This window comes from Runella sp., from assembly GCF_027484545.1.
GTDB lineage: Bacteria > Bacteroidota > Bacteroidia > Cytophagales > Spirosomataceae > Runella.
In genome coordinates, this window is the sequence record NZ_JAIXST010000128.1 from 1 (window position 1) to 20,264 (window position 20,264).

At 41.2% G+C, this 20,264-nt stretch carries 19 protein-coding genes, 1 tRNA gene and 2 pseudogenes; 6 read left to right on the forward strand and 16 right to left on the reverse strand.

Going from position 1 to position 20,264, the window contains the following annotated elements; all coding sequences use genetic code 11:
• Positions 1 to 117: 117 nt before the first annotated feature.
• Positions 118 to 771: pseudogene (locus Q0081_RS11005) on the forward strand (class 1 fructose-1,6-bisphosphatase); the annotation flags it as partial.
• On the opposite strand, the gene Q0081_RS11010 reads toward Q0081_RS11005, so the two are convergent.
• From Q0081_RS11010 to selD, 11 genes and pseudogenes are all read right to left on the reverse strand, one after another.
• Positions 772 to 2,346 (reverse strand): hypothetical protein, encoded by a 1,575-nt coding sequence (locus Q0081_RS11010; RefSeq protein WP_298352770.1) that lies wholly within the window; start codon positions 2,344 to 2,346, stop codon positions 772 to 774.
• A complete protein-coding gene (locus tag Q0081_RS11015; RefSeq protein WP_298352773.1) occupies positions 2,327 to 2,908 on the reverse strand; it encodes an RNA polymerase sigma factor in 582 nt (193 codons plus the stop codon). Before Q0081_RS11015 ends, Q0081_RS11010 begins: the two co-directional genes overlap by 20 nt.
• Before the next feature lie 510 nt (positions 2,909 to 3,418).
• Complete coding sequence (locus Q0081_RS11020) at positions 3,419 to 3,643, reverse strand: hypothetical protein (RefSeq protein WP_298352775.1); 225 nt, start codon at positions 3,641 to 3,643, stop codon at positions 3,419 to 3,421.
• 131 nt (positions 3,644 to 3,774) lie between these two features.
• Positions 3,775 to 4,986, reverse strand: a pseudogene (locus Q0081_RS11025) (alpha/beta hydrolase-fold protein); the annotation flags it as partial.
• Positions 4,987 to 4,998: 12 nt separating this feature from the next.
• A complete protein-coding gene (locus Q0081_RS11030) occupies positions 4,999 to 5,172 on the reverse strand; it encodes a hypothetical protein (protein WP_298352778.1) in 174 nt (57 codons plus the stop codon).
• 153 nt (positions 5,173 to 5,325) lie between these two features.
• Entirely contained in the window at positions 5,326 to 6,174 is an 849-nt protein-coding gene (locus Q0081_RS11035) for an inositol monophosphatase family protein (protein ID WP_298352781.1), read from the reverse strand.
• A 9-nt stretch (positions 6,175 to 6,183) separates the two neighbouring features.
• Positions 6,184 to 6,594, reverse strand: coding sequence for a nucleotidyltransferase (locus Q0081_RS11040; RefSeq protein ID WP_298352784.1), 411 nt, complete (start codon positions 6,592 to 6,594; stop codon positions 6,184 to 6,186).
• Positions 6,575 to 6,787, reverse strand: coding sequence for a hypothetical protein (locus Q0081_RS11045; protein ID WP_298352787.1), 213 nt, complete (start codon positions 6,785 to 6,787; stop codon positions 6,575 to 6,577). Before Q0081_RS11045 ends, Q0081_RS11040 begins: the two co-directional genes overlap by 20 nt.
• Before the next feature lie 3 nt (positions 6,788 to 6,790).
• On the reverse strand, positions 6,791 to 8,077 hold the full coding sequence (locus Q0081_RS11050) for a DUF4105 domain-containing protein (RefSeq protein ID WP_298352791.1): 1,287 nt from the start codon (positions 8,075 to 8,077) through the stop codon (positions 6,791 to 6,793).
• A complete protein-coding gene (rsmI, locus tag Q0081_RS11055) occupies positions 8,043 to 8,711 on the reverse strand; it encodes a 16S rRNA (cytidine(1402)-2'-O)-methyltransferase (RefSeq protein WP_298352794.1) in 669 nt (222 codons plus the stop codon). Before rsmI ends, Q0081_RS11050 begins: the two co-directional genes overlap by 35 nt.
• A gap of 29 nt (positions 8,712 to 8,740) precedes the next feature.
• Entirely contained in the window at positions 8,741 to 9,814 is a 1,074-nt protein-coding gene (selD, locus tag Q0081_RS11060; protein ID WP_298352797.1) for a selenide, water dikinase SelD, read from the reverse strand.
• 322 nt (positions 9,815 to 10,136) lie between these two features.
• Here selD and Q0081_RS11065 point away from each other — a divergent pair, with 322 nt between their 5' ends.
• The 5 genes from Q0081_RS11065 (at position 10,137) to Q0081_RS11085 (ending at position 15,925) form a co-directional block, all read left to right on the forward strand.
• The gene (locus tag Q0081_RS11065) at positions 10,137 to 13,460 is read left to right on the forward strand and encodes a TonB-dependent receptor (protein WP_298352800.1); all 3,324 of its coding nucleotides are present in this window, start codon (positions 10,137 to 10,139) and stop codon (positions 13,458 to 13,460) included.
• Positions 13,461 to 13,567: 107 nt separating this feature from the next.
• On the forward strand, positions 13,568 to 14,263 hold the full coding sequence (locus Q0081_RS11070; RefSeq protein WP_298352803.1) for a DUF5662 family protein: 696 nt from the start codon (positions 13,568 to 13,570) through the stop codon (positions 14,261 to 14,263).
• A gap of 198 nt (positions 14,264 to 14,461) precedes the next feature.
• Positions 14,462 to 14,839 carry a response regulator gene (locus Q0081_RS11075; protein WP_298352807.1) on the forward strand — a complete coding sequence of 126 codons (378 nt, stop codon included), beginning with the start codon at positions 14,462 to 14,464 and terminating at the stop codon, positions 14,837 to 14,839.
• Positions 14,840 to 14,924: 85 nt separating this feature from the next.
• On the forward strand, positions 14,925 to 15,692 hold the full coding sequence (locus tag Q0081_RS11080; protein ID WP_298352810.1) for an MBL fold metallo-hydrolase: 768 nt from the start codon (positions 14,925 to 14,927) through the stop codon (positions 15,690 to 15,692).
• 159 nt (positions 15,693 to 15,851) lie between these two features.
• A tRNA-Arg gene (locus Q0081_RS11085) sits at positions 15,852 to 15,925 on the forward strand.
• A 137-nt stretch (positions 15,926 to 16,062) separates the two neighbouring features.
• Here the strand turns inward: Q0081_RS11085 and Q0081_RS11090 are convergent.
• The 5 genes from Q0081_RS11090 to Q0081_RS11110 form a co-directional block, all read right to left on the reverse strand.
• A complete protein-coding gene (locus Q0081_RS11090) occupies positions 16,063 to 16,287 on the reverse strand; it encodes a hypothetical protein (protein WP_298352814.1) in 225 nt (74 codons plus the stop codon).
• Positions 16,284 to 17,333: a RimK family alpha-L-glutamate ligase gene (locus Q0081_RS11095; protein ID WP_298352817.1), complete on the reverse strand. Its 1,050-nt coding sequence runs from the start codon at positions 17,331 to 17,333 to the stop codon at positions 16,284 to 16,286. Before Q0081_RS11095 ends, Q0081_RS11090 begins: the two co-directional genes overlap by 4 nt.
• Before the next feature lie 704 nt (positions 17,334 to 18,037).
• On the reverse strand, positions 18,038 to 18,316 hold the full coding sequence (locus Q0081_RS11100; RefSeq protein WP_298352820.1) for a hypothetical protein: 279 nt from the start codon (positions 18,314 to 18,316) through the stop codon (positions 18,038 to 18,040).
• Between the two features lie 391 nt (positions 18,317 to 18,707).
• Positions 18,708 to 19,901, reverse strand: coding sequence for a VapE domain-containing protein (locus tag Q0081_RS11105; RefSeq protein ID WP_298352822.1), 1,194 nt, complete (start codon positions 19,899 to 19,901; stop codon positions 18,708 to 18,710).
• A 99-nt stretch (positions 19,902 to 20,000) separates the two neighbouring features.
• Complete coding sequence (locus Q0081_RS11110; protein ID WP_298352825.1) at positions 20,001 to 20,264, reverse strand: hypothetical protein; 264 nt, start codon at positions 20,262 to 20,264, stop codon at positions 20,001 to 20,003.

The window sequence follows — 20,264 nt, forward strand, 5'->3', positions numbered from 1 at the left end:
AACTGTTTGAAATAGTTCCGTTCTTCTGTCGTAATTTCCATAAATGACCATTGATTTGTGAAAACAAAGATATGATATTCAAGATCCAATTAGGCCAATTTATTATTTACCTATTACTATGTAGTGGCGATTGACCCCTTGGATGGTTCCTCCAACATTGATGTAAATGGATCTATCGGGACGATTTTCTCGATTTATCGTCGTGTTTCACCCATCGGAGAGCCACCTGTACTTGAAGATTTTTTGCAGGGAGGCGAGGAGCAGGTCGCGGCAGGGTATATCCTGTACGGTTCTTCTACCATATTGGTTTATACCACGGGCAACGGTGTTGCCGGTTTTACCTATGACACTTCATTGGGTGAATTTATTTTGTCGCATCCCAAGATCAAAAGCCCAAAAGACGGTACCATTTTTTCTTACAATGAAGGCAATTTGAATAAATACGATGTTCGTATTCAGAATTACCTGAGTGAATGCCGGAATCGAAATTATTCTTCTCGGTATATCGGTTCGTTGGTGGCCGATTTTCACCGTAACTTGCTGAAAGGCGGCATTTATTTATACCCTCCCACCGACAAAGACCCCAAAGGAAAGCTGCGACTTATGTACGAGTGTTATCCCTTGGCCATGATTGCCGAGCAGGCAGGCGCAAAGGCTTCTGACGGGCAGCAACGGGTATTGGATATAAAACCCGAATCGCTTCACCAACGCGTTCCGTTTTACATTGGAGCCGAAGACATGGTAAAAGAATTGATGAAAGGACTGCGTTGATTAAAAATGCCCTAAACGGTAACGGGCAGAGATGAATATTCCCGACGTGTTCAACTTTATTTTGCCCAGTCCAACTTGGGCAAGTGGAAGTTTGAAATAGGGCTCTGCCTGAATACTTAGATTGCGTCCAATCTGACGTTCAAAACCCATAGACAGGTTCATAACTCCGAAAAAGTAATTGCCCGTGGAGCCTTCCCAAGCTTTCCATTTAATATTATAAGTATGAGGGGGATAGATATAATCGTATTTTTCGTTGAGCATTACGTAACTGGAGATGCCTGAAGCCACAAACCAGCGGCTTTTGGGGCGTTGGCTGATATCATAACGAAGGTTCAGCGGAATGTCGAGTACTTTACAATTGGCTCCAATTTCGGTAGGACGGGCTGTTTGACTCACCCATGCTTCAGGCCATACGTATTGGTTGCCCGTAGCATTGTATAGTTTTGAACTTTTGGCCACACCTGCCTGTAAGCTTAAGCGTTTTGAGAAACGATATTCCAGCATGATGCTCAATAAGAGCGATGGATTTTTCATCATTTCACTCTTTGAAATGAAACTTAGGTCGGGACCGGCCATCACTCTTGCACTGAGGCCTTTACGGAAAAATGCCGATACATCTGCTTTTTTAGGAATGGCAAGTGGCGATGGAGGAGGTGTGTAAGCAACGGTGGGGGCAGGCCACGATAATTTGAGGAACTGCCACCCATGCCCCGTTAGCTTAGTAAGAGTCAATAACGTTGAGTGAGAATTTTCTGCCAATGAAATGGTAGAATTGGCGTCGGCAAGAGGTTCTGGTGAGTTAGATTCACTTGCTGTGACCGAATTTGATTTCAATGGTTTTTCTTTAGTAGTGTTTTGGTTTTTAGAGTTTATCGGTCGAAATGAAAGGTAATTTTTTGGGTTGGTTTTGGCTAAATCAGCAATGGTTCTCGACTTTGACTTTTGACTTGTTGAAGCTTTTGAGGTAGCTAAACGGGTAGTTACTTTTACTTCTTTCTTATCACTTCCAGTAACGGATGGTCTTGCCGAGTTATTCTTAATTGCAACGCGACGCGATAAAGGCTCATTGTCGCTTGTGCGCTCAACAACAGCTTTGTTTTTATTGGCCTCTGTTTTCCTTGTTTCAATTTCTAAAGATTCAGTAAGTTGAGGCGTTGCCGGTGAGGCATTTTGAGCAATAGTTTTTGTATTCTCCGTTTGTAACTCCTCTTTTACTGCGGCTGGTCGGATACCTTTTCCGCTTTTTTGTGCCGATTTTAAGGATGATGTTGCTTTACCAGTTGCAGAAACTTGATTGGACGGTTTTCCGGTGACATCACTTGAACTGTTTACAACTGTTTTTTCTTTACTGTCGAGTTTCTGGTCAGGCCATAAATAGTACCCAATACCTCCCATTGTCAGCAATAAGAGAATAGCAGCCCCGGCCTTCTGCCAAGTAAAACCTCCCACTTTTCCATCCTCATCATCAAGCTTTTTGCGCATGGCTGCCCAAGCTTGCGGGTTAAATTCGGGCTCAAACTCCTCAGCAGATTTTCTGAAGAGTTGGTCCAGTTGATCATCTGGTAACTCTTGCATACTCATCGCTTCCTTTTTTCAATAACATGATTCTTAAATTTTCGCGGGCACGCGCCAAGTTGGACTTGGACGTTCCCTCACTTATTCCCAATTTCTGGGAAATTTCTTCGTGTGAATAACCGTCAATAACGTACAAATTAAATACAGTGCGATATGCCGGAGTAAGCTGTTGTATCAATTCCAATAATTCTTCGTGTGCCAATTGGCTGTAGGCATTATTGCCGCCTGAAATGGCAATACTGTTTTCTGCCACGCTGATATCTTCGTGGTGCTGAAATTTGACGTTTTGACGATAATGGTCTAACGCCGTATTAATCATGATTCGCCGGAGCCACAACTTAAAGGGCTTGTCGGCATCGTACATCTGTACTTTTTGGAAAATTTTTAAAAAACCATCATTCACGACTTCTACTGCTTCTTCTCGGTTAGGTACATAACGCATACAAACTCCCATGGCATACCCGTAAAACTGCTTATAGAGCAATTCCTGACACTTGCGGTCATTGCGAAGGCAGCCTTCAAGGAGTTCCGGTAAAGTTTTCAACGCACGAGAAAATAACATTCTTTCTTAGATTACGGAAGTGGGAAAAAAAGGTTGCGTTAAAGTTTTAGAAAAATTAAGTTTTTTACGACGAACAATGCAGGTTGGCAGACCTAATTGTTTCGTAATTGCAGTGGGTTGTTAAATAATGACGTAGAATTGGTTCGATAACTGAGTGCATCCAATCGTGAATTATTCAAAGATATGAAAATGTTTTTTAGAACTCTGCTTATTTACTTGGGTTTATCGGGCATAGTGTTAGTGTAAACACCTGTTATGACAACCGTTATTTCTGGGAAAAGTTTCCAAATCCACCAAGTCAATACGGCCTCCGTTACCGTTGGTGGTGGCTTAACGGGAATGTTAGAAAAAAAGTTATACAGGAAATGAAAGCGAAGGAGGGAGTGGTACCTGTATTTTTTCAGGTAGTTAAGAAGGATTTCATTAACCACAAAGAACACACTAATAAATTTTCATTTTGTGGACTTTGAACCTTTCTTTGAGTTCTTTGCGGTTGCTTTTTTGAATAGTTTATAGTCTCGGTGCAATAGGTTTATTGGGTTTATCCCAGCCGTTAGCCCCTTTCACCTTCACTTTTCGTTTATACACTTTATCGCCGCAAGTGGCATAAAGAATGTCAAAATTTTCACCCCCGAAGCAGATATTGGATTGTTTTCCGTTGGGGGTAGGAATAATGGCATTGACACGCCCGGCCTGGTCACATATCTGGATGCCCAAACGCGTAGCAACGTACAACCGTCCATCGCGGTCGGTTTTGAGCCCATCTGAACCTGCATCATCGGCCGTATCCGGAGCATGAATCCAGTAGTATTTTTGTTTGTTAAAGTGCCGTCAGGTAAAATAGAATAACTGTAGACCCAATGCGAGCGCGTATCCGCCACGTACAGAAGCGTTTGGTCGGGGGAAAGTGTAACTCCGTTGGCAAATTTCAATCCGTTGTCTACTTCCACCTTTTCGCCGTTGGGCCTGATAAGCCAGACTTTGCTCAGGAGGTTGGCATCGGAAGAAGGATTGGTTACGTAGGCATTGCCGTTGTTTGCTACGACTAAGTCATTTCCCGCAAATCCTTCCGTAATCATCTTGGATTTTCCATCTGACTTATATGTCAGAATTTTCTTTGCCACCATCGCAGCGGCGTACATGTCTCCATTAGGTGCAAAGGCTTGACCGTACACGTTGCCTGAATTTTCCGCAAATAAATTTACTTTTCCATCCAAACTTACTTTCCAGATATTTCCTGCTGGACCATCATCAAAAAATACTTCTCCTTTGGCATTAACGGCAGGCCCCTCCGAAAACCGATAGCCTTCTCCTACGAGTTGCCAGCCTTCATTAGGTAACAAAATATCGTTGAGCATCGGATTTTTAGTAGCTCCTGTTTTGACTGGTTGCGGCCAATCTTTCCACAAATACCGCATCGCATCCGGAAAAATTGCCGTTCCGTGTTTTCCATTGTGTGCGCCTTCGCCCCATACATGTTGGACTTCATAGCCTGAAAAAAGTAAGGCACGTTCCATGGTTTGGTTGGCCATCCACCAGTCTCCTGCGTAGATATTATTGTCATTGGTGCCGTCCTGTAGAAAGAACCGGATGGGTTTGGGTTCAAATTTGCGAACAAGGGTGTGATAATGGTCGGCTCCACGTAACCCAACATACGTACCAATCGTGCTGAATACCCGACTGAAGGCGTCGGGACGTTCCCAAGCTGCGGTGAAAGCGCAAACGGCACCGCTGCTGGAGCCGCCAATGGCGCGGTCGTTGCCGCTTTTAGAAAGGTGAATTACGCGGCCATCGGTCGTTTTCTTGGTTTCGACGTCGGGTAAAAGTTCTTCCAATAGAAAACGGGCGTAATTGTCGCCTAACCCATCATATTCAAAACTGCGATTGAAGCGGTCGAGGGCAGCATCGGAGTTAGCCGCTTTTACACGTCCGTGCATCACAAATACGCCGATGGTCACGGGTATTTCTTTTTTATGTATCAGATTGTCAAATACCACAGGCGCTTGCCATTGTACTCCATCCTGATTTACGTAGACACAGGCGGGTTGGGAAGCATCGTATTGGGCTGGCACATACACCCAATATTCGCGCTAGGTACCGGGGAAAATCTTGGAATTTTCAAAGGTGAACTTGAGAACTTCGCCTTTGGGAACGCCTTCTTTCACCTGCGCATCCGGATGTACGGGGTATTCTTCGGGAGTTTGAGCGAAAAGAACAGGAGAAAGAAAAAGGGTAAAACAGCAAAAATAGAGAAGGGCTTTCATGTTGATAACGTTTGATAGTTTCCTCTTAAAGCCCTGTATTGTTTGTAATTACCTTTGATGTATTTGGAAATTTATGGCAATGCGGAGACTTTCCCCGACTGGGCGTCCCCGTTTTTAAAACGGGGACGCCCAGTCGGGGAAAGTCGAAAGTAGTTACTCCCAATGGTGTTTAATCACTTCCAGCAATTCCGTTTGAGCGGCACAACCCGCAATGACATCGCCGCGAAAGAGCCATTCCTGCCCGCCTGAAAAGTCAGTGATTTGACCGCCGGCCTCTAAAATAAGCAGTGCCCCGGCAGCCATGTCCCATGAGTTGAGATTATATTCATAAAATGCTTCAAAACGTCCCGAGGCCACATACGCCAAATCAATCGCCGCGGCCCCCATGCGCCGCAATCCGTGGCAGCTTTGCATCAATGTTTCCAACACTTTTAGATACTTATCCTGTTTCTCAAATTTATAGTAAGGGAAACCCGTTGCTAAAAGACTGTCACCGAGGGTAGTAGCCGTCGAAACTTTTAGACGGGTAGCTCCTTGAAGAAAAGTGTTGTCCAACGGTAATCCACCAAGCATATATCGTAAACTGACTGTCCATGCCCCGCCGCCTTGCCAGCCGTAAAAGAGTTCTTCCGTTCCTAAATGATAAATGACACCCGCAATCGGTATCTTATTTTTAACCAAACCCACACTGACGCAGTAAATGGGCAGAGCATGGATGAAATTGGCAGTGCCATCAAGTGGGTCAATGAGCCAGTACAATTCATTAGGATTTGATTCTTCGCCCGCCGTTCCTTCTTCGGTAATAAAACCCGCTTCGGGTAAAATCTGCCGCAAACCCGTTACCAATAACTTTTCGGTTTCTTTATCAACGTAAGAAACAAGGTTGTTGGCGGCTTTGTATTCAGTTTTTGAACGGTCAAATTTAGCGGCTTCGTGTTTGATAAATGCTCCCGCTTCGCGGACAATTTCTATGGTTTGGTGGGTGAGATTTTCGAGGTTCATGGGTAAAAACTATTCTGGATTTAATAAATTATCAAGGTCTTGCAAATCTTGTGGCCTATTGAGTGCCTTTTTGTTTCGTATCAATTCCGGCAAATTAATAAACTTGACACGTACTCCTTCCACCTCTAATTCCATCCGATTAGTGTAACATTCATCAAAAGTAACTCCTACCGTGAAAGTCATTAGATCAATATAGTTATCGTAGCGACTGAATGATAAATAATTGGGTACTAAAGTAAAATCGTCTATTTCAAATTCTCCGTTGGTATAACCGTAACGTTCCAATGCACGTAAGAGTTTTTGTGCATTCTCAAGGGTTGGATTGACGAAAATATCAATATCTCCGGTAGTACGCAGGTAGCCGTGAGCGATAACAGCATGTCCGCCCAAAACGACATACTCAACGTTTTCTTCGTTCAATAGGAGTACGAGATTTAATAATGCGGTCTCCACGGTCGAGCGGCGGGTTATTAGGGTTGGATTTATAAATGGCTTTGGCTTGAAGAATGAGCTTTAGGGCTGCTTCCAAACGTTCCTGTGGCGTTTTACTGTGCCAATATGCCTTGTCATATTTGGGTATCTCCTCCGGATTTTGTGATTTATAAATTGGCATGGTTTATACGCGATTTCGTAGAAAATATAAACGATAAAAGAGGCCAAGGATGATAAAAACAGCTTCTATCGGTTGACCGATAACTGTACCTAAAACCAAGCTGCTTACTATGGCTGTTACTACAAAAACGACTAATAAAATTAGGCACAGGAGTATATATTTTTTCATCCAATGACTATACTTCGGGTTTCCTAAAAACAGTATCACAGGAAAATGCAGAGGAAACGCCCACAATAAGTGAAGATTCCAGTTTGTGACACCGTGGTCGGTAGCAATCCAGAGTAAAAGTAATATCCAACCCGCTAAGCCAAGAACAGAGAAAATGATTTTATCAAAAATAAAAGAAATTTTTTCGCGCTTTTTTTGATACGTGTTGAGTTGTACAAATAGCCCCATCAGTAAAATGAAAACAAATTGTGGGCTCAACAGAAATTGATAAAATGGAGGCGAAGTTGGGTCGGGTTTAGTAGCTTCAAAAAGGTTAGTTCGTTGCAAAACCAGCTTTTGACCTCCGATTTTTGCTCTTTCTGCATGATATCTCAAGTTATCGGGCAAATACATCTCTTCCTGAGGAGTAGCTACGTGGTCAGAAGGCAAACCAATGCCTAAGTTCATTCCAAAACGCGCCCAAGGTTTGTTTCCAAGGTAGCTATTCATCCAATTTCGGTAGCTTTTTGCTTCAAAAGTACCTTGAATGGGTTGGTTATAATACTTCAGGCTATCCCCACAGGCCGCTTTCAGAGCATCGCGCAAACGGGTAGCACAGTTATCGTAAAAGAACTTATAAGCGTATTGACGATTTTGTGGTAAATAATTGTTTTCCAAAAAATCAAAAAGCTTCTGTTTTTGATTTTGGGAAAGATTCAATACCTGCTCCGTTACACTTCTGTTTTCGACCTGTGCGCCGTACATCGTATAATACATGGGCGAGACGGAAAGCTGATAAGGCAACGTTCCCCTCATGAATTTGATGTAAAAACCTTCCGTACGAAAATCAAAGGTTCCGTAATTATAGACGCGGTCAATGCCCTGAATGGGGTCGGAAACCCACAACGCATTGTGCCCAAAACTGCTGTACAATTCCTCTCCCGGCGAGACCGTAATGAGACTGACCTTCGCATCTTTGCTCAGAGGCTGAGCAAAAAGGGGAGAGTGGAGAGTGTAAAGTGTAAAGAAAAGAACCAGCAATGTTTTTTGGGCAGATGCGAGCAGTCTGACTTTTGCCTTTACACTTTTAACTTTACCCTTTACCCTTTTAAGGTTTTCCTGCAACAACGATAACGATTTCACCTTTGATTGTTTTTTCGGCAAAATAAGCAATAATTTCCGTTAAAGTCCCACGGACAGTTTCTTCGAATAGTTTTGTTAATTCTCTTGAAACCGATGCCTGACGGTCGGCACCGAAGTATTCAACAAACTGTTCCAACGATTTTAAAAGACGATGAGGCGATTCGTAGAAAATCATCGTACGTTCTTCTTCTTTCAATTGAATGAGGCGAGTTTGGCGGCCTTTTTTGTGAGGGAGAAAACCTTCAAACGTAAAACGGTCGCTCGGTAAACCTGAATTGACCAACGCAGGGACAAAAGCCGTCGGCCCCGGCAAACATTCAATGTCGATACCGTTTTTGATGCATTCGCGGATCAACAAAAAACCTGGGTCAGATACAGCTGGTGTTCCGGCGTCTGAAATCAAGGCCATGATTTCACCTTTCAGCAATCGGGCAACGATTCGCTGCACCGTTTGGTGTTCGTTATGAATATGGTAGCTCTGTAAGGGTTTGCTGATTCCCAAGTGTTTGAGCAAGTGCCCTGAGGTACGGGTATCTTCTGCCAATACTACATCCACATTTTTTAAGATAGTAATAGCACGCAGGGTAATATCTTCTAAATTGCCAATGGGCGTTGGTACTAAATATAGTTTCATACTGTTTTGTCGCTCCGCAGGAGTCTAAATCATTTTACGTAAATTACTTTTTCTTGTTTCTTTACCAACTGCCCAAATGTTCGTAATTCAAAGCCATGTTCTTCCATCAGTGCTTCAAATTCTTCCTGTGCATCCGGCTCTACAGCAATGAGCAAGCCGCCGCTGGTTTGAGGGTCAGCTAAAATGAATTTTTGTAATTCTGATACTTCGGCTATTTTGTGTCCGTAGCTGTCCCAATTTCTGATTGTTCCGCCTGGAAATGACTTTTGGGCTAAATAATCTTCAATATGGGGTAGGGTAGGTACTTTGCTAAAATCTATTTCAGCACTCAATCCACTTCCTTCGGCCATTTCTATCAGGTGGCCCAATAAACCAAATCCCGTTACATCAGTCAGTGCTGTCACGTAGGGTAACGTACCAAGTGTGGCCCCAATGTGATTGAGTTGCATCATTTGCAGGGGGGCAATTTGCGCGTGTTCGTCTTTCAAAATGCCTTTTTTCTGGGCCGTGGTCAGAATTCCAACGCCCAATTTTTTAGTCAGATAGAGCAAACATCCCTCGGTTGCGGTATCGTTGCGTTTTAGATTTTGCACGGCTACTTTCCCCGTCACAGCCAATCCAAAAATAGGCTCCGGACTGTCAATGCTGTGCCCACCGGCGAGTGGAATTCCCGCTTCCGCGCAAATGGAACGGCTGCCTTCAATGACTTGACGAGCTACTTCGGGCGGGAGTTTATCAATGGGCCAACCCAAAATCGCAATGGCAAGCAGCGGCTGTCCACCCATCGCATATACATCAGATATGGCATTGGCCGAGGCGATTCTTCCAAAATCAAAGGCATCATCTACAATTGGCATGAAAAAATCGGTTGTACTGATAATGGCTTCTCCATTGCCCATGTCCATCACAGCCGCGTCATCGCGCGAGTCATTTCCGACCAACAGCCCCCCAGCCCCCAATGGGGGAGTTATATACGACGAATATTCCCCCATTGGGGGTAAGGGGGCGAGAATCACATCCAGTACTTTTGGGGAGATTTTGCAGCCGCAACCCGCGCCGTGGCTATATTGAGTCAATTTGTACGATTTTAAGTTGGAGTTCATGAATAATGCACTTAATGTTTAGATAAGGTAAACAAATTTCAAAAGTACCAGTTTTGTCTTAATTACCTCTATTCTTTCATAGAATGTTACGTAACAATTTGTTAAAATAGCGTATTTTGAAAATTACAATAAAAAATTATATTATTCCAATAAATCAAGCATTTAGCTTTGCTAACATCCCATTTTCTTGAAATGATGTTTTTGTTTGTCCCATAAAATTCCTGTTTCTTTGTGGCGATTTTCACCATCGGTCAACAGTAAAAGCCAAATCACAATTTTAACCAAAATCACCAAATTTATGAATGTTAAACATTTACGCAGTATGCGCCTGATAATTGCACTTTTCGCAGTCGTCACCGCTTTTTTTATGGGTTTTTCGGAAGCAAATGCCCAAGTTACTGCCTCATCCATTAGAGGTATTGTTAAAGACACTAAAGGGGGAGAGTTGCCGGGAGCTACTGTTGTGGCAACCCATACGCCTTCAGGTTCCAAATACGGAACAGTAACTAATGAAAAAGGACGTTTTGTATTGCCTTCGGTTCGGGTAGGCGGTCCTTATACGGTTACTGTTACTTTTGTTGGATTCAAAGAGCAGTCAAAAGCAGATATTTATGCCAACTTGGGTGCTGCGGCAGATGCTGATTTTAATTTAGCGGAGGACGGAAAAGAGCTTCAGGAAGTTGTAGTAACCAGCAGCCGTTCAGATATTTTTTCATCAGGTCGCACAGGTGCTGCAACGACTCTTGGTTTGAATGCTGTTAACAGTTTACCAACGATTGGTCGTACTATTGATGATATTACAAAATACAATGCCTACAGCAACGGACGTTCCTTTGCAGGACAGGATGCTCGTTTGAACAACTTTACCATTGACGGTGCTGTATTCAACAACGGTTTCGGTTTGGGTTCTTCTTCACAGGCTGGTGGACGTACAAGTACTACCGCTGTATCTTTGGATGCGATTGAGCAAGTTCAGATCAACATTGCTCCTTTTGATGTACGTCAATCAGGATTTGCCGGTGCCGGTGTCAATGCAGTAACTCGCTCAGGAACAAACGAAGTAACAGGTTCTGCTTATTTTCTTTCCAGAGGAAGCGACCTGGTAGGTAAAAAAGCCGCAGGTCTGGATTTGCCAACGGTTAATATCAATGAGAAAACGTTTGGTTTTCGCATTGGTGCACCAATTATCAAGGATAAGTTGTTCATTTTTGCCAACTTTGAAAACTTTACCAGCTCTACACCTGCTACCACTTGGGTTGCAGCACGTACGGGAGCTGCCGGTAACGTTTCCCGCGTAACGTATGATGATTTGGCTGATATTGCCAACTTCATGAAGACCAACTTCAATTATGAATCAGGTGCTCTTGACAACTTTAACAACAAAGTTAAAAGTACAAAAGGATTGGTTCGTCTTGATTATAATATCAACAACAGCAATAAGCTGACGTTGCGTTATTCTCACCACAATTCACAATCGGATGCCATCATCAGCAACAGTAACAGTAGTAATACTGCAGGAAACGGTAACCGTACCAACTCTTCGTTGGCACTGTCACCGGAAAATACCGGTTACATCATTGCCGATAACACTCGCTCTTTAGTAGCTGAATTGAACTCTAACTTTGGCGGTAAATTTGCCAATAACTTCATCGCTACCTACAACAAGCAAATTGAAGACCGTCAATACAAAAACGATATCTTCCCAACGATTGATATTTTGAATGCGGGAAGTACTTATACTTCTACGGGTTTTGACCCTTTTACCCCTAATAACAAGCTGAACTACTCAACGTTGAACATTACAAACAACCTGAGTTACTTTGCAGGTAAGCATACCTTAACATTGGGTCTGTCGTATGAACACTTTACGTCAAACAACGTTTTCTTCCCATCTTCCAACGGGGTATATGTATTTAACTCCATTGCTGATTTCAAGACTGCGTTGACGGCCTACAAAGTCAATCCGGCCTTGACTACTTCGCCGGTTACAATGGCTCGTTTCAACTATCGTTATTCTTTGTTGCCAAACGGAGCGGAGCCTTTACAGACATTGAAACAATCAACTTATTCAGCGTATGTGCAGGATGAGTTTCAGGTGTCGGATAAATTTAAGTTGACAGGTGGTGTTCGTTTTGACATTTTTGACTACAATGATGACTTGGCAAAGGACTTTAACAACCCTGTAGTGGCCGGTTTGACGTACAAAGACGAAAATGGTAAAGATTTGAAAATAAGCACGGGCGCTTTCCCAAGCAATAAATTGCTGGTATCGCCTCGTATCGGTTTTAACTTAGATGTAAAAGGAGATAAAACAACTCAGATCAGAGGTGGTACGGGTATCTTTGTATCACGTATTCCTCAGGTATTGGTGTCGAACCAATTGGGTAACAACGGGGTAAACACAGCGGTATTGAACTTTACAAACACCACTGCGTATCCATTTACATTGGATCCAACTCGTTATAAGCCAACGACAACTGATATTACGAAACTGCCTGCGTACGTAATCAACGCATCGGCAGACGGTTTGAAAAACCCAGTAATCTGGAAATCTAACATCGCCATTGATCAAAAATTGCCTTGGGGATTGATTGGAACTCTTGAAGGTATTTATAACAAAAATGTTCAGGCACTTCGTTACATTGACGGTAACCTAAAAGGTGCAAGCAGTACTTTGAACGGTCCGGATACACGCGGTCGTTTCCCCGCTTCGGGATTGTCAGGAACAGCGGTTAACCCTGCTCGTTTTATCAACGCTGCCAACACCAATGCATTTATTCTGACTAACACCAAAGAAGGATATTCGTATTCTTTAACGGCTAAATTGGAAAAAACAGCAAGCAAAGGATTAAGTGGGATGGTAGGTTATACATACGCTTTAGCCAAAGATTTACAATCAGTAGCCAGTACAGTATTGGCCAATATTCCAACTGTAGCTGGTCAAAACTATTTGACTCCATCATGGTCTGACAACGACTTGCGTCACCGTTTTGTAGGATACCTTAACTACCGTATTAACTACGGCGGTAAATTAGGTGGTTCTACCATGTTCACGCTTGGAATGGTTTCTAACAGTGGATTCAAGATCTCTTATATCTCAGGAAGTGATATCAACGGTGACGGACAAAACAATGACCTTATCTTTGTACCAAACAAAGGTTCTGATTTGACTTTTACTACCTTGACGACAGGTTCAGGTGCTACGGCAAAAACCTTCACTCCTGATCAACAAGCCACTGCTTTTGATGCATACATCGAAAACGACCCTTATTTGAAAACACGTCGCGGACAATATGCAGAACGTAACGGTGCGGCTGTGCCATGGTTGACTCGTTTTGACTTTACCGTTGAGCAGGATTTTTATGTAGCTGTTGGTTCAAAAGGAAAGAAAAACATCATTCGTCTTCGTTTTGACGTGTTGAACGTAGGTAACTTACTTAATAACTCTTGGGGTGTTGCTAAGACATCGACAACTACGAACCCATTGACGTTGGCAAGTGTCAGTGCAACGGGCGTTCCTACTTATCGTTTGGCTACCCAATCGGTAAGCGGCGAAACTATCTTATTGCGTGACGCATTTGTGAAGAGTATCAACGTCAATAACGTATGGCAAGGCCAATTCGGTATTCGTTATATCTTCAATTAAGAGTCGATATTTCACAAGTAGAATATCTTTGATTTGTTTAAAAATCCCGCATTTCGGTGCGGGATTTTTTTATTTTTGTCAAAACTTTCAAGTACCTTTCCAAGAATATGGACAAAAAACAGATTTTTTCCGAAAAGATTTTTTTGCCATTTTGTGATGGTAACAAACGCGAGTCTCTTGAATTGACAACGTTGTTGTACCAAAAATACGAAGTTGAAAGTACTGTCTATAAAAACACTGGTACATGGAATATCGTAGAAAATTACTTCATAACCAAAGTCATTCCCCACAAAATAGAAGTTCGTAAAGCGGGATTGGAGTTCTTACAGCACGATTGGTTCGTCAAACTGCTTTCTCTATCAGACTTTTCTGCCTCTGACAATCCAATTGAGACTTTTAAGTACAATTTATGGATTCATGACCTTTCAAAATTCTCCTTGAATGAAGCCTACGGTTATGCTGTCCATGATTTTAAAAATCAGGAGCCAACGCTTGCCGTTTTTAAGAGCGCCTGGCACCATCACAAAATAAATAATCCTCACCATCCTGAATATTGGCTTGACGCAGACAGAGGAGGTAAAGTGACGCCGCTGCCCATGCCCAGTATTTATATCGGCGAAATGATAGCCGATTGGCTGGGTGCCTCACGCAGCTATAGCCCAAACAGTAACATTGGAGAATGGCTAGCAAAAAACCTTTCTCAATTTTTGTTTCATCCTTATACCGCCAACCTACTGCACGATTACCTGACCCGCATGGGCTTCAAGGTATCTAAGAATGGCCAGCAATTGTCCATCCCTTAGAATTCGTTACCTTCACAATTCCATGCTAAAACAAGGAATTGTTTGATGAAAAGCGAGTGAATTTTCAGACCAATCGGTTGTTTTTGCAACTTTTACATTTCTCCCTTTTTCAGTTTGCAATTTTTCTGTTTTTTAGTGTCGCTTTTCTTTGTTCTTTTGCAATAGTAAAGCATTAAACCACCAAAACTTCATTTTACCATGTCGCAAAAGCGCGTTCTCATTGCCGAAGACAGTTCAGTAATCCAAAACTTAGCCCGTAAAATTTTGGAGTTTCAGAATTACGAAATCACCGCCGTCAAAAACGGAGAGCAAGTCATGCAAATTGTGGACAAAGAAGACTTCGATATTGTCCTGCTCGACATCAATATGCCCATTATGGATGGAATGGAATGTGTGAAAGCCATCCGATTGTTAAGTGATAAGAAAAAATCAAACCTGCCGGTCGTGGCCATCACGGGCAATGCCAAAAACTATTCTGAAGAAGAATTTAAGGTGGCGGGTTTTAATGATGTGCTTGTAAAACCTCTCAATTTCGACCGCCTTGTTGAGATTGTAAATGATTTAACAGAAGAATAAATTTTAGTATTGAGTTGATAGTATTGAGTATTGAAAATAAAGAACCTTTACTCAATACTCAATACTTATTACCCATTACTATCGAATGCTCATTACTCTCCTTGGTACCGGAACCTCTTCGGGCGTTCCGCTTATTGGCTGTCAGTGTGAGGTGTGTCGCTCGTTGGATTATCGCGATAAACGCTTACGAGTATCCGTTCACATTGAAATCAATGGCAGAAGCTTTGTTATAGATACCGGCCCTGATTTTCGTCAGCAAATGCTTCGTGAAGGTATTTCACACCTTGACGCGGTTGTATTCACCCATCAGCATAAAGACCATACGGCAGGTCTTGATGACGTACGTGCGTTTAATTTCCTTCAACAGCGCGATATGCCCGTCTATGGGCGGCCTGAGGTGCTTGAACAGCTTCGTCGCGAATTTGACTACGTTTTTGCCGAATATCGTTATCCGGGGATTCCCCGCGTTCAGCTTCATGAGATTGCCAATGCGCCTTTTGACATTGCCGGAGTTACGTTTACTCCCATCGATGTGTTGCATCATCGCTTGCCTGTGTTTGGGTATCGTGTAGGGAATTTTGCGTATGTAACCGACGTCAACCATATTTCTAAAATTGAACAATCCAAACTGAAAGATTTGGATGTGCTTATCTTGGGGGCTTTGCAGCGGGAGCAGCATATCTCTCATTTCACGCTGGAAGAAGCCATTGATATGGTCGATACTTTGCGCCCTAAAACAGCGTATTTTACCCACATCAGTCATAAGATGGGGTTGCACGGGGCAGTTGAGAAAGAATTACCCTCATACATTAAATTAGGATACGACGGGCTCAAACTGAATGTAGAGGTTTAAATGGGAGTATAGAGGTACTTTATAAAAATAATTTTGCCTGAAACTTATTGATAATCAGAATGAAGAAAATAAATGACAATTTTTAGTGAAATTATACTTGACATTTCTACAAAAAGTCCTTACCTTTGCAGTCCCAAAACAATGGGAAAACAATAAAACGGATGCGTAGCTCAATTGGATAGAGCACCTGACTACGGATCAGGAGGTTTGGGGTTCGAATCCCTACGCGTCCACGAAAATTACAAAAACCCTTAAAACAGCCTGTTTTAAGGGTTTTTTCTTGCTTCTAATCTGCTTACAGTTGCAAAAGTCTGCTTACACCTAATTTGTGCCAATTAATGCAGCGCGTAATCCTGAGATTCTGTACAAATTAATTAGACTTTTTATTTTTAGGTGGTTGAATAATACTTCTAATTATAACCGGGTTAGGTGGCGGTGAACATTTCATATATGGTACTCTGGGCGTAACTGGAACTACTGGAGTATGTATTGATAATCTACCAGTTTCTTTACAGTACCAAGCCCCATCACGACCAACAACTATATCGTCCGGAGGGTCTGGAAATAAAATGTTTTCTACTTTTTTCTTTTTCATCGGGGCATTCTACTTAGGTTTAATTTTTGCTTTTCCTGATAAATAAATTCATCTGCTTCACTCCAAAATGGGTTGCTATTTCGTGCCAAAGTATTTACAGAAACGCCTTTGTCCTGACTGTTTGGCAACTCCTGTTTTTGCTCTAATTTTTTTCCTTTGGATTTACAAAACTCCACAAGTGCTAAAAAATGGTTATAGCCTGTAATTGTACAAATCAAATCACCCGGATTGCTATTTGTTTCGACTACATAAGTTTTTCCATCTTTATCTTTTAGTAAGTCCACACCACAAAATCCACTTAATCCTACTGCATCGGCAGCAGAAACGGCTAACGCTTTATCGTCGGTCGATAGGTCAATTTTACGACCGCTTCCGCCTTGACTTAGGTTTGCTCTAAAATCGCCCGTTGGCGCACTCCGTTCCATTGCAGAAACTACTTTCCCATTTACTACAATAGCGCGTATATCTTGAAAGCCTACGCCTTTAATAAATTTTTGTAGCAGAATGTCAGCATCAAACTTGTAAAGCGTCTGTAAAGTCGTATTTGCCGCTAATGGGCTTTCTAAAATAAATACTCCTTCGCCTTGACTGCCTAATGACGTTTTTCCAACAGCCGGCAAACCATCAAGTAACTTTTTCAATACAAAACCAGTATGAGCAATACGATTACCCCAAACCGTTGGAGGTGTCCTGATTCCTTTTTGTGATAACTTCAAATGAGTACGTAATTTGTTAGAACATATTCTTATCCCATCGGCATTTTGTGAACCAAATAATCCCATGTTTTCGGTTAAGTGTTCTAAAATAGTTGCCCCTTTTTCTGCACCGCTTCCAATTCGTGAGATAACAAAATCAAAGTCTTTTGCTTTGAGCCTGACAGGTTCAGTAAGTTCAGGACGTGCATCAAAAAAGCGGTCGTACCCGGATGTTGATTCACTTACATAAATCATTAATTGTTCAGGTGTATAAACTTCATAGCTCACACCTGACAGCTTTAACGCTTCTTCCAATGGTTTCCCCAATGTACCTAAAATCAATGCTTTCATATTTTATTGTATGCTTGTTTAAGTTCTAAATTTCTACATTCAATCTTTGATTGAAAAGGAAAGATTGAATGTAGAAAGCAGTTATCATTTCATATATCGTAAAAATCGAAGCATTGCAATTGTAAAGATTGTCAGTGAGTTGCTGGATCGCTTGTGTAACACTTAGAAGTATAAAAAATATTTTATTTTGTATCTAATTGATTTTCAGATACTTGTATAATATAGTCGTTTATATTTTATAAAACTTACGTTCGCTATATTGCACTAACAGTAATTCGTTGATTATCTGGACTTTAGGCGTATTTGTGCATTTTCTATTGTTACCTGTTAGAACTTTTTCAGTTTTCACACAGTAGGGTAAAGGCTGTTATAAAAAGGCAGGTGCAAACAATTTGTTTGCACCTGCCTTTTTATAACTTAATGTTAGTGAGTAGCTTAAATGCGTTTTGAATGGCTTTTAATGCGTCTGTTAGTTCCTCTATCTTATTTTCCTTTTGGTCTGACCATTTATAGTACCGCTTTCTTTCTTCCTCTCGTTTCTCCTTTATTGCTTCCAGTTCGGCCAATTTTTGGGCATAGTCCGAAATGATAAATTCGATAACTGATTGACCTGTTTTTATTACTGGAGTTGAATTTTGCTATCAAATGGAAATTTTTTAACCCTTTCTTTAAAAGCCCAAATAGTTCATATTAAATAGTTCTTATTAACTACTGTCTCTCAACTGTTCATAGCGTTTCTTTTCAGTAAAGGTTTCGTGTAAAAAGTCGTCTTCGTATGCTTTGGGCGTTATCTTGACATTAAAACTTTCGTTTTCAGCTTGAAAGAAAGCGGCTCTAATCTTTGCGCCTTCACGTTTGAATTTTATGATTATATCTATTGCATGGTTATAATCATAGACGGAAAAAGTAAACAATTTATTTACGCCTCCTTGCAAGGTATCAGCGTAGAATTTGACTTTATGGGCGGGGGCTTGCGTATTCATAATTTGAACTATTTAATAAGAACTATTTGGGCTTTTAGGGGATGAAGGCTTTAGCTATCGGCCTAAATCTTGGTTTTGTGCAATATTTGGCCGTTTGGTTTGTGGTTTTGTGGTGAATGGTGTAGAGAATTTTTGATTTCTTCTTACTTAGTTACTTAGTGCCTTGTTAAATGCCTGATTATTAGATAGATATAACCAAAAAAACTAAGTAATATGACTAAGTAAGTTAAAAACGTTCTTACTTAGTAGAGTATTCAAAAATGCCCAAAAACAGGCCAAAACTAAGTAACTAAGTAAGAATAAGTAAGTTGTATCTTACTTAGTATTTATATTTGTAACTATTTAATAATCAAATAGTTAAGTATGTACTAAGTAACTAAGTAAGCAAAAATCAAATTTCCTGTAAATAATACCCTCTTTCTTGATAGCGAAGTTCAACGTTATATTTTTGTTCCTGTTGGAATCCTAACATTTTTAACGCCTTACCAAGTTGGATATGGGTAACTTTAAAGCCTTTTTCCCGAAGGTTTTTTTCTAAAGTTGTGGGCGTATGAAAATAGGACTGAACACTGTCTTTGGGGGAACTTTTGAAGTAACGAGTAATTAATTCCATCTCAGCTGTAACGCGAATAAAACGACGGTTCAACAACTCCGTTTGGCTAATTTCATCATGGGTAAGTTCACACTTATAGCCCTCTCTTAAAAGCGTGTAAGCTTGCGCCCAAACCTTGTTTATATCCATCTGACAATAACCGTTTTTGCCTCCGTTGTCGTGGTTGATATTCAACACGTTAAAAATTATCCAACGAACTGAACCTGTTTCATCTGTCAAGAATTCGTACTGATTGGTACTTGCCACAAATGAAGCACGCCGGGGAAACGGCACTTCTGTACCAGAAAATAAAGGGGCATATTTAACGGTACTTTCGGATAAAGTAGCTTTGAATTCGTTGTTTAGGTCTTTTTTGTCAAATTGTGCCAACTCGTCAAGGTTTACCAAGAAGTTTTGAACTAATGAAAATTTGCTTTGGCGGCCTCCGTGAAAGTCATAGCCCTTTTTATAATAAGGCTTGAGTTTCTCAGGTACAAGAAAATCAAAAAACGACGTTTTCCCGTCGTGCTGCTTGCCGACGAATGTAAAGCAATGCTTGTTAAATTGGTCACTGCCTAACGCTTGAAAAACAACCCTAACCAACATTTTTTTAAACATCAATTCAAACCATTTTTGGTCATCGGTTTTTATAAAAGTGGTTAGTTGTTGGATATAATCAGGTTGTGAGGTGTCCCACTTTTCCAAACCTTCAAAATATTCTTTGAATGGGTCATATTTTGGAACAATAGACGATCCTAAAATAGCCTTTAGTTCTGTATCAAAACGGCTATGTCCTTTTTTTAGAAGTGCGTACTTTAAATCATTTTCGTTAATCGCTTCAAAGGGGTCAATATTGCCTTTTGGCCGCTTTTCAATTGTATTTGTAATGATGTTGATACGCATCTCATAATTTGAAGAAAGAAAGGCTTCAATTTCGTCGATTTTGAAGGCTTTATTTTTTCCTAAATTGTTAGTAATGATGGTATTACTCATATTTTTGTACTGTTTAAAAATAGGGGTTTAAAAATCCTTTGTTTTAATGGGGTAGTAAAAGTTTAAAAAAACCACGGTTGCTCAAGCCGTGGTTTTTGTTTAGTTCTGAAAGCTATCGTTGTAACCAAACTTCAAGTTTTCTAAAATATTTTCCTCAATTACTTTCTCTGTTCTCTCCCGAAATTCTTCCCAAGCCTCACACCTCTTTTCAAGCTTATTCGCGTGTAAACTCAATGATTCTACTTGAACCTTTAACCGGCTAACCAAATCACGATAATTGTCTAAATCTATCCTTGAGGCAATGAGTACTTTTAGGTTTCCTTCATAGCATTCTTTCCAGTAGGCAGCGTCTTTTTTTTCCAT

What these genes read in the sequence shown, in the direction of transcription:
- Q0081_RS11010 (WP_298352770.1), bottom strand. Translation starts at nt 2,346, where the DNA reads ATGCAAGAGTTACCAGATGATCAACTGGACCAACTCTTCAGAAAATCT.
- Q0081_RS11015 (WP_298352773.1), bottom strand. Translation starts at nt 2,908, where the DNA reads ATGTTATTTTCTCGTGCGTTGAAAACTTTACCGGAACTCCTTGAAGGC.
- Q0081_RS11030 (WP_298352778.1), bottom strand. Translation starts at nt 5,172, where the DNA reads ATGAAAGCCCTTCTCTATTTTTGCTGTTTTACCCTTTTTCTTTCTCCT.
- Q0081_RS11035 (WP_298352781.1), bottom strand. Translation starts at nt 6,174, where the DNA reads ATGAACCTCGAAAATCTCACCCACCAAACCATAGAAATTGTCCGCGAA.
- Q0081_RS11045 (WP_298352787.1), bottom strand. Translation starts at nt 6,787, where the DNA reads ATGCCAATTTATAAATCACAAAATCCGGAGGAGATACCCAAATATGAC.
- rsmI (WP_298352794.1), bottom strand. Translation starts at nt 8,711, where the DNA reads ATGAAACTATATTTAGTACCAACGCCCATTGGCAATTTAGAAGATATT.
- selD (WP_298352797.1), bottom strand. Translation starts at nt 9,814, where the DNA reads ATGAACTCCAACTTAAAATCGTACAAATTGACTCAATATAGCCACGGC.
- Q0081_RS11065 (WP_298352800.1), top strand. Translation starts at nt 10,137, where the DNA reads ATGCGCCTGATAATTGCACTTTTCGCAGTCGTCACCGCTTTTTTTATG.
- Q0081_RS11070 (WP_298352803.1), top strand. Translation starts at nt 13,568, where the DNA reads ATGGACAAAAAACAGATTTTTTCCGAAAAGATTTTTTTGCCATTTTGT.
- Q0081_RS11075 (WP_298352807.1), top strand. Translation starts at nt 14,462, where the DNA reads ATGTCGCAAAAGCGCGTTCTCATTGCCGAAGACAGTTCAGTAATCCAA.
- Q0081_RS11080 (WP_298352810.1), top strand. Translation starts at nt 14,925, where the DNA reads ATGCTCATTACTCTCCTTGGTACCGGAACCTCTTCGGGCGTTCCGCTT.
- Q0081_RS11090 (WP_298352814.1), bottom strand. Translation starts at nt 16,287, where the DNA reads ATGAAAAAGAAAAAAGTAGAAAACATTTTATTTCCAGACCCTCCGGAC.
- Q0081_RS11095 (WP_298352817.1), bottom strand. Translation starts at nt 17,333, where the DNA reads ATGAAAGCATTGATTTTAGGTACATTGGGGAAACCATTGGAAGAAGCG.
- Q0081_RS11100 (WP_298352820.1), bottom strand. Translation starts at nt 18,316, where the DNA reads ATGAATACGCAAGCCCCCGCCCATAAAGTCAAATTCTACGCTGATACC.
- Q0081_RS11105 (WP_298352822.1), bottom strand. Translation starts at nt 19,901, where the DNA reads ATGAGTAATACCATCATTACTAACAATTTAGGAAAAAATAAAGCCTTC.
- Q0081_RS11110 (WP_298352825.1), bottom strand. Translation starts at nt 20,264, where the DNA reads ATGGAAAAAAAAGACGCTGCCTACTGGAAAGAATGCTATGAAGGAAAC.